The following is an 8434-nucleotide window of genomic DNA, read 5'->3' as shown; positions in this document are numbered from 1 at the left end:
TACAGCTTTCGTTCAGGTAATTCCACGCATCTGTATCTGCAACAATCCGCCCGCAACGTTTAAACTGCGCCTTTGCGATGGTTAATGTCGCATTGCCGAAAGTCACCGAAAAACCCGGTTTTGTGCTGTAACAAGTTGTCGCCTGGCGGCAAGGCCGGAGTGAGACCAGTCCTTACAATCTTCCCATCGCTCGCCAGTTTCAGGCAGGCGTTCCTCTTCAGGAGACTCCGATGTCCGTTGAGCAAGCTGCGGTGCAACGCGCCGATTTCGACCAGGTAATGGTCCCCAATTACGCCCCGGCCGGGTTCATCCCTGTGCGCGGTGCGGGTTCCCGAGTCTGGGACCAGGCGGGCCGTGAGCTGGTGGATCTCTCCGGCGGGATTGCCGTCAACGTACTGGGCCACTGCCATCCGGCGCTGGTGGGTGCCTTGACTGAGCAGGCCAACAATCTCTGGCATGTTTCCAACGTGTTCACCAACGAGCCAGCCCTGCGTCTGGCGAAGAAGCTGGTGGATGCCACGTTCGCCGAGCGTGTGTTCTTCTGTAACTCCGGTGCCGAAGCCAACGAAGCCGCTTTCAAGCTGGCGCGTCGCGTTTCCCATGATCTGTATGGTCCGGACAAGTATGAAATCATTGCCGCGCTGAACAGCTTCCACGGTCGTACGCTGTTCACCGTGACCGTGGGCGGTCAGTCCAAGTACTCCGACGGTTTCGGGCCGAAGATTACTGGCATCACCCACGTGCCGTTCAACGACCTGGCGGCGCTCAAGTCCGCGATTTCCGACAAGACCTGCGCCGTGGTGCTGGAGCCTATTCAGGGTGAAGGCGGCGTACTGCCAGCCGAACTCGAATACCTGCAAGGTGCACGCGCACTGTGCGACGAGCACAAAGCGCTGCTGATCTTCGACGAAGTGCAAAGCGGCATGGGCCGCAGCGGTCGTCTGTTTGCCTACATGAATTACGGCGTCACGCCGGACATCCTTTCCAGTGCCAAGAGCATTGGCGGCGGTTTTCCGATGGCGGCCATGCTGACCACCGAAAAGCTCGCCAAGCACTTCGCCGTCGGCGTCCACGGTACGACTTACGGCGGCAACGCTTTGGCGTGTGCGGTGGGTAACGCAGTGATGGACGTGGTTCACACCCAGGAAGTCCGCGACGGCGTAACGGCCAAACACGCGAAGTTCAGAGCGCGTCTGGAGCAGATCGGCGAGAAGTACGGTGTATTCACTCAGGTTCGCGGCATGGGCCTGTTGATCGGATGCGTACTGTCCGACGCCTGGAAGGGCAAGGCCAAAGACTTCTTCAATGCCGCCGAGCATGAAGGCGTGATGATTCTGCAGGCCGGTCCTGACGTAGTGCGTTTCGCTCCAAGTCTGGTGATCGAAGAGGCTGACATCGACGAAGGTCTGGATCGCTTCGAGCGCGCTGTGGCCAAGCTGACTCAGGCTTGATGGCGGGCTGATCCAACGCAGCACCTTCCGACGTTTGCCTGCACGGCAGGCGTCGGACATTTTCCTGTGCCATGTGGCGTTGATCCATGTGGCGCTTTTTTTCTGTGCCGGGTTTGACCGGTCTGTGTTCTGGTAAGGAGTGGCACCATGCTCGTGATGCGCCCCGCGCAAATGGCTGATCTGGCCGAGGTTCAACGCCTCGCTGCCGACAGCCCGATCGGTGTCACGTCCCTGCCTGACGACGCGGGGCGGCTTGGCGACAAGATCGCCGCTTCGGAAGCCTCGTTTGCGGCCGAAGTGAGCTTCAACGGCGAAGAGACCTACTTCTTCGTCCTGGAAGACAGCGAAAGCGGACGACTGGTGGGCTGTTCCGGGATCGTCGCGTCAGCGGGCTATTCCGAACCCTTCTATAGCTTCCGCAACGAAACCTTCGTTCACGCTTCTCGTGAGTTGAAGATTCACAACAAGATTCACGTCCTGTCTCAGTGCCACGATTTGACCGGCAACAGTTTGCTGACCAGTTTCTACGTGGTGCCTGAGCTGGTGGGCAGTGCGTGGTCGGAGCTTAACTCACGTGGACGCCTGTTGTTTGTTGCCAGCCACCCGGAGCGTTTTGCGGATTCGGTGGTGACCGAGATCGTCGGCTACAGCGATGAAAATGGCGACTCGCCGTTCTGGGATGCCATTGGGCGCAACTTCTTCGATTTGAACTATGCCGCAGCCGAACGTCTGTGCGGGCTGAAAAGCCGGACGTTCCTCGCCGAGTTGATGCCGCATTACCCGATCTACGTGCCGCTCTTGCCGGATGCTGCTCAGGAAGCCATGGGGCAGGTGCATCCGCGGGCACAGATCACCTTCGACATCCTGATGCGTGAAGGCTTCGAGACCGATCATTACATCGATATCTTCGACGGTGGCCCGACCCTGCATGCGCGGGTTTCCGGGATTCGTTCCATCGCCCAGAGCCGGTTGGTGCCCGTCAAAATCGATGCTCAACGATCCACTGATACCGGTTCCGGTGGCCGCTTGTATCTGGTTGCCAATGGTCTGCTGCAGGATTATCGGGCGATATTGCTGGAGCTGGACTGGGCGCCAGGCAAACCGGTGGCGCTGAGTCTGGCGGCAGCCGAAGCGTTGGGTGTCGGTGAAGATGCCAGCGTGCGGGTCGTGGCGGTCTGATACGCCATTTGAAAGTGGATTGGCTGGTTTAGCGAGTTTCGCCGTTTCCCGAGGGAAGCGGTATTGAGGAGATAGCATGATCGTTCGTCCCGTAAGCAGCAGTGACCTGCCAGCGCTGATCGAGTTGGCGCGCAGCACAGGCGCTGGCCTGACGACCTTGCCCGCCAATGAAGAACGCCTGGCGCACCGGGTCGGTTGGGCGGAGAAGACCTTTCGCGGCGAAGCCGGGCGCGGTGATGCGGATTACCTTTTCGTGCTTGAAGACGATGACGGCCGCGTAGTGGGTATTTCCGCCATTGCGGGGGCGGTTGGTCTGCGCGAGCCCTGGTACAACTACCGGGTGGGCCTGACGGTCAGCGCTTCTCAAGAATTGAATATCTACCGTGAAATTCCCACGCTGTTCCTCGCCAATGACCTGACCGGTAATTCCGAACTGTGCTCGCTGTTCCTGCACAGCGATTTTCGGAACGGTCTGAACGGGCGTCTGCTGGCCAAGGCGCGAATGCTGTTCATTGCCGAGTTCCCGCAGTTGTTCGGCGCCAAGATCATCGCCGAGATGCGCGGCATGTCCGATGAGCAGGGGCGTTCGCCGTTCTGGGAAAGCCTGGGTCGACACTTCTTCAAGATGGAGTTCAGCCAGGCGGACTACCTGACGGGCGTTGGCAACAAGGCGTTCATTGCCGAACTGATGCCCAAGTTCCCGCTGTACAGCTGCTTCCTTTCTGAAGACGCCCGCAATGTGATTGGCCGGGTGCACGCCGATACCGAGCCCGCGCTGACCATGCTCAAGGCCGAAGGCTTCAGCTATCAGGGCTACGTGGATATCTTCGACGCCGGTCCAGCGGTTGAATGTGAAACCGCGAAGATCCGCGCCGTGCGTGACAGCGCAACATTGGTACTCGCCATCGGCACGCCGGGTGACGATGCCACGCAGTTTCTGATTCACAACCGCAAGCGCGAAGATTGCCGCATTACCGTAGGTGCGGCGCGTTTTGCTGCCGGTACATTGGTGGTTGCCCCGGCAACCGCCAAGCGTCTGCGCCTGAGTGCGGGCGACAATGTCCGGGCGGTTCCACTGTCCCCGGCGCGGGAGGCGGTCTGATGAGCACCTTATATATTTCAGGCAACTGGCAGGTCGGGCAGGGCGAGGCGTTCGAGTCGCTCAATCCGGTGACTCAGCAAGTTGTGTGGTCCGGGCAAGGTGCAACGGCTGCTCAGGTCGACGCAGCCGTGGGCGCTGCGCGACAGGCTTTTCCTGCCTGGGCCGGCCGGACCCTGGAAGATCGCATCACGGTGCTGGAAGCTTTCGCTGCGAACCTGAAAAAACAGGCCGATGCCCTGGCGCAATGCATTGGTGAAGAAACCGGCAAGCCACTCTGGGAGTCGGCGACTGAAGTGACCAGCATGGTCAACAAAATCGCTATTTCCGTGCAGAGCTACCGGGAGCGTACCGGCGAGAAAAGTGGTCCGCTGGGCGATGCAAATGCGGTGCTGCGTCACAAGCCCCATGGCGTGGTAACCGTGTTCGGGCCTTACAACTTTCCTGGACATCTGCCCAATGGCCATATCGTCCCTGCTTTACTGGCGGGTAACACCGTCGTGTTCAAACCCAGTGAGCTGACCCCGAAAGTCGCCGAACTGACGGTCAAGTGCTGGATAGAGGCCGGTTTGCCTGCGGGCGTGTTGAACCTGCTGCAGGGCGGTCGTGACACCGGTATCGCTCTGGCTGCCAACTCTGGCATCGACGGTCTGTTTTTCACCGGTTCGAGTCGTACCGGCAATGCCCTGCATCAGCAATTTGCCGGTCGTCCTGACAAGATCCTTGCGCTGGAAATGGGCGGCAATAACCCTCTGGTTGTCGATGAGGTCGCCGATGTAGACGCTGCGGTGTACACGGTCATCCAGTCTGCTTTCATTTCCGCCGGGCAACGCTGCACTTGCGCCCGGCGTTTACTGGTGCCGCAAGGCGTCTGGGGCGATGCATTTCTTGAGCGTCTGGTTGAGGTCACGCGCACTATCGAAGTGGGCGCTTACGATCAACAGCCTGCGCCGTTCATGGGTTCAGTCATTTCGTTGCACGCCGCCAGTGCCTTGCTGGCAGCGCAGGAACAACTGCTCGCCAATGGCGCTACGGCATTGCTGGAAATGACCCAGCCTCGCGCGACGGCGGCGTTGCTGACACCGGGCATCATTGATGTTTCCGAGGTCAGCGATCCCATTGATGAAGAGCTGTTCGGCCCGCTGTTGCAAGTGCTGCGTTATAACGATTTCGATAGCGCCATCGCGTTGGCCAATGACACCCAATACGGTCTGGCTGCGGGTCTGCTGTCGAACTCTGAAGCGCGTTACAAACAGTTCTGGCTGGAAAGCCGGGCGGGGATCGTCAACTGGAACAAACAGCTGACCGGCGCCGCAAGCAGCGCGCCGTTTGGTGGGGTGGGCGCATCCGGTAATCATCGGGCGAGTGCGTATTACGCGGCGGATTATTGCGCGTATCCGGTGGCCTCGCTGGAGAGCAGCAGCCTGACCTTGCCCGCGACCCTGACGCCCGGTGTGCGATTGTTGAGAAAATAGAGAACCTGTTGGAGCGAGTGGGCGGCAATCCGACTTGCCCGCGAATGATTTGGTGCGGGGGGCAGGTACACCGCGTTATCGTTCTTCGCGGGCAAGCCTCGCTCCAACAGGTAATAAAAAGATCCACGGAGCCGAGCCGATGAAATCATACGAAGTCAATTTTGACGGCCTGGTCGGGCCGACGCATAACTACGGCGGGCTGTCCTACGGTAACGTCGCCTCGCAGAGCAATTGCCAGCAGTCCTCCAACCCGCGCGAAGCTGCGTTGCAGGGGCTGGCAAAGATGAAAGCGCTGATGGACATGGGGTTTACCCAAGGTGTTCTCGCGCCACAAGAGCGACCGGATGTCGCCGGTATGCGCCGTTTTGGCTTTAGCGGCACAGACGCGCAGGTGATCGAGCAGGCTGCCAGGCAGGCCAAACCCCTGCTGGCTGCCAGTTGTTCCGCCTCGAGCATGTGGGTCGCCAACGCCGCAACCGTCAGCCCGAGCGCCGACACCGCCGATGGTCGCGTGCATTTCACCGCCGCCAACCTGGCCTGCAAATACCATCGCAGCATCGAACATCCGACCACCAGCCGTGTACTGGCGGCCATGTTCGCGAATTCGCAGCATTTTGCCCATCACGCTGCCTTGCCTGCTGTTGCCCAGTTTGGTGATGAGGGAGCGGCCAATCACACCCGTCTGTGCCGTGACTATGGCGAGGCTGGGGTAGAGTTTTTCGTGTTTGGCCGCAGCGCCTTTGATTCGCGATTTCCTGAACCGCAGAAGTATCCAGCGCGTCAGACTCTCGAAGCATCCCAGGCCGTGGCTCGCTTGCATGGTTTGAGTGACAGCGCCGTCGTTTACGGTCAGCAGAACCCGGCGGTGATTGATCAGGGCGTGTTTCACAACGATGTGATCGCTGTGGGTAACGGCGAAGTGTTGTTCTATCACGAGGACGCCTTTCTTCACACCGAGCGCCTGCTGGCTGAATTGCAGGATAAGCTCGCCCGTTGCGGTGCGCAGCTCAATGCGATATGTGTGCCGCGTGCCGAAGTTTCGGTCGAGGATGCGGTGCGTTCGTACCTGTTCAATAGCCAGCTGTTGTCCCGCCCCGACGGCACCATGTTGCTGGTCGTGCCCGAAGAGTGTCGCGGCAATGAGCGGGTCTGGCGTTACCTGCAAGGACTGATTGCGGGCGCTGGCCCGGTCAGGGAGGTCAAAGTCTTTGACCTCAAACAGAGCATGCAGAATGGCGGCGGCCCGGCGTGCCTGCGTCTGCGGGTCGCGCTCAATGAAACCGAGCTGGCGGCGGTCAACCCCGGGGTTATCATGACCGCGCCGCTGTACGACACGCTGACCCAGTGGGTGGACAGACATTATCGTGATCGCATGAGCGAAGATGATCTGGCAGACCCGCAATTGCTGCTCGAATGCCGCGCAGCATTGGATGAATTGACGCAAATCCTTAAACTGGGCGCGGTTTATCCTTTTCAGCTGGCCTGAAATTCCGGCGGGTGGTGCCTGGCACGACCCGCTGTCCTTACCTCTCCATAGAGAACACCGATTATGAGCGACACCCTGCAGTTGATCCTTGAAGACACCGATGGCACCCAGCTGGAAACCTCCTGCACCCGCGTTGCGGTCGTCTGGCAGGGCAAGGAAATCTGGATTCAGCACGATGGCCGCGGCCAATTGCTGATTGGCGTCGATGTTGAAGAAGGTGATGCCGAGTACGCCAACCTGTTGTTGCGTCCTCTGGCGACCAATCTGGTCAGCCTGCAGCTGGAAATGGAGCCTGCCGACGTCGGTGAAGACGAAGAGCATGTGCACGGCCCGGACTGCAATCACTAAGACCCACTTCACCCACTACGGGAACAGCGCCTATGCTCGCCCTCGGTAAACTGCTTGACCTGACTTTGGCTGGACGTGAACCGGCAGAAAAGACTCAAGTGACAGTCGCCGGAGTGCGATTGCGATGGCTGAGCGAAGGCGCGCTGGAAGTGCGTCCTGCCCAGGATCGGGATAACGGCATGGATTTGCTGTTGTCCGCCGGTATTCATGGCAATGAGACGGCACCTATCGAGCTGCTGGATGAATTGATCCGCAGCATTGCCCGCAGCGAATTACAGCCGCGGGCACGTATTCTTTTTCTGTTTGGCAACCCCGACGCCATGCGCCGTGGCGATCGCTATGTCGAACAGGACGTCAACCGGCTGTTCAACGGGCGTCACGAGCACAGCGAGGGCGCTGAGGCGCTGCGGGCCTGCGAGCTGGAGCGGCTGGCGGCGACGTTTTTCAGCATTCCGGACCGTTACCGTTTGCACTACGACCTGCACACCGCGATTCGTGGTTCGAAGATCGAACAGTTCGCGCTCTATCCCTGGAAAGAGGGGCGTCAGCATTCTCGCCGGGAGCTGGCGCGGTTAAAGGCAGCCGGCATGACGGCGGTATTGCTGCAGAACAAACCCTCAATCGTGTTCAGCGCCTACACCTACGACAAGCTCGGAGCCGAGGCTTTCACCCTGGAACTGGGCAAGGCGCGGCCCTTCGGCCATAACCAGGGTGTTGATCTGACTCGCTTGCGCACGTGTCTGGAGCAAATGATCACAGGCACCGAGCCTGCGGTGGACGAAAGTCTTGAGGGTTTGCAACTGTTCGCCGTCGCTCGGGAAATCATCAAGCACAGCGATAATTTCAGGCTGCACTTGCCTGTGGATGTCGAGAATTTCTCATCGTTGGAAAAGGGTTACGTCCTGGCTGACGACCTGAGCCATTCACGCTGGGTGGTGGAAGAAGAGGGCGCGAGGATCATTTTCCCGAATCCCAAGGTCAGGAATGGCCTGCGGGCGGGGATATTGATTGTGCCTGCTACGGCGGATGGGCTGGTTTGAGCCTGACGCGATCATTGCGGCGCTCCCATTTCTGGCAAGCAGCGCACCCAGGTTCTGCGCAATTCCGGGTATTAGCGCAATGTCGTGGGACCAGCTTTAGCCGGGAAGACGGTATTTCCGCAGATAAAGATTCAGCGTCTGCCCTGGCCTCTTCCCGGCTGAAGCCGGTCCCTACGGAAGAGCGCAATCTCGTGTGGGAGCCGGGCTTGCCCGCGATGAACGATAACGCGTTGAACCTGCTGAATAGTGGTGGCCCTATCGCGGGCAAGCCTCGCTCCCACAGGATCTATACAATGTCGTGGGACCGGCTTTAGCCGGGAAGACGGTATTTCCGCAGATAAAGATTCAGCGTCTGC

The 8434-nt window shown here is 59.5% G+C and carries 7 protein-coding genes; all 7 read left to right on the top strand.

What is annotated here, in order from left to right:
* Positions 1-230 precede the first annotated feature (230 nt).
* The gene (locus tag H8S59_RS24725; RefSeq protein WP_187523124.1) at positions 231-1451 is read left to right on the top strand and encodes an aspartate aminotransferase family protein; all 1221 of its coding nucleotides are present in this window, start codon (positions 231-233) and stop codon (positions 1449-1451) included.
* Between the two features lie 147 nt (positions 1452-1598).
* Complete coding sequence (aruF, locus tag H8S59_RS24720; RefSeq protein WP_027900076.1) at positions 1599-2630, top strand: arginine/ornithine succinyltransferase subunit alpha; 1032 nt, start codon at positions 1599-1601, stop codon at positions 2628-2630.
* Between the two features lie 76 nt (positions 2631-2706).
* The gene (gene astA / locus H8S59_RS24715) at positions 2707-3732 is read left to right on the top strand and encodes an arginine N-succinyltransferase (RefSeq protein ID WP_095094602.1); all 1026 of its coding nucleotides are present in this window, start codon (positions 2707-2709) and stop codon (positions 3730-3732) included.
* A complete protein-coding gene (astD, locus tag H8S59_RS24710) occupies positions 3729-5204 on the top strand; it encodes a succinylglutamate-semialdehyde dehydrogenase (RefSeq protein ID WP_187523125.1) in 1476 nt (491 codons plus the stop codon). Before astA ends, astD begins: the two co-directional genes overlap by 4 nt.
* 139 nt (positions 5205-5343) lie before the next feature.
* Entirely contained in the window at positions 5344-6690 is a 1347-nt protein-coding gene (gene astB, locus H8S59_RS24705; protein WP_187523123.1) for an N-succinylarginine dihydrolase, read from the top strand.
* Positions 6691-6753: 63 nt separating this feature from the next.
* Positions 6754-7038: a hypothetical protein gene (locus tag H8S59_RS24700; RefSeq protein ID WP_027900080.1), complete on the top strand. Its 285-nt coding sequence runs from the start codon at positions 6754-6756 to the stop codon at positions 7036-7038.
* A gap of 32 nt (positions 7039-7070) precedes the next feature.
* Positions 7071-8078 (top strand): succinylglutamate desuccinylase, encoded by a 1008-nt coding sequence (gene astE / locus H8S59_RS24695; RefSeq protein WP_187523122.1) that lies wholly within the window; start codon positions 7071-7073, stop codon positions 8076-8078.
* Positions 8079-8434: the final 356 nt, after the last annotated feature.

The organism is Pseudomonas folii (genome assembly GCF_014357575.1).
GTDB classification, from domain to species: Bacteria; Pseudomonadota; Gammaproteobacteria; order Pseudomonadales; family Pseudomonadaceae; genus Aquipseudomonas; species Aquipseudomonas folii.
Note: the sequence above shows the minus strand (reverse complement) of the source record. Positions and strands in the feature narration are given on the sequence as shown.

Bases quoted from the DNA above. Each gene is read 5' to 3' on its own strand.
- astB (WP_187523123.1), top strand. From the start codon at position 5,344: ATGAAATCATACGAAGTCAATTTTGACGGCCTGGTCGGGCCGACGCAT.
- aruF (WP_027900076.1), top strand. From the start codon at position 1,599: ATGCTCGTGATGCGCCCCGCGCAAATGGCTGATCTGGCCGAGGTTCAA.
- H8S59_RS24725 (WP_187523124.1), top strand. From the start codon at position 231: ATGTCCGTTGAGCAAGCTGCGGTGCAACGCGCCGATTTCGACCAGGTA.
- H8S59_RS24700 (WP_027900080.1), top strand. From the start codon at position 6,754: ATGAGCGACACCCTGCAGTTGATCCTTGAAGACACCGATGGCACCCAG.
- astE (WP_187523122.1), top strand. From the start codon at position 7,071: ATGCTCGCCCTCGGTAAACTGCTTGACCTGACTTTGGCTGGACGTGAA.
- astA (WP_095094602.1), top strand. From the start codon at position 2,707: ATGATCGTTCGTCCCGTAAGCAGCAGTGACCTGCCAGCGCTGATCGAG.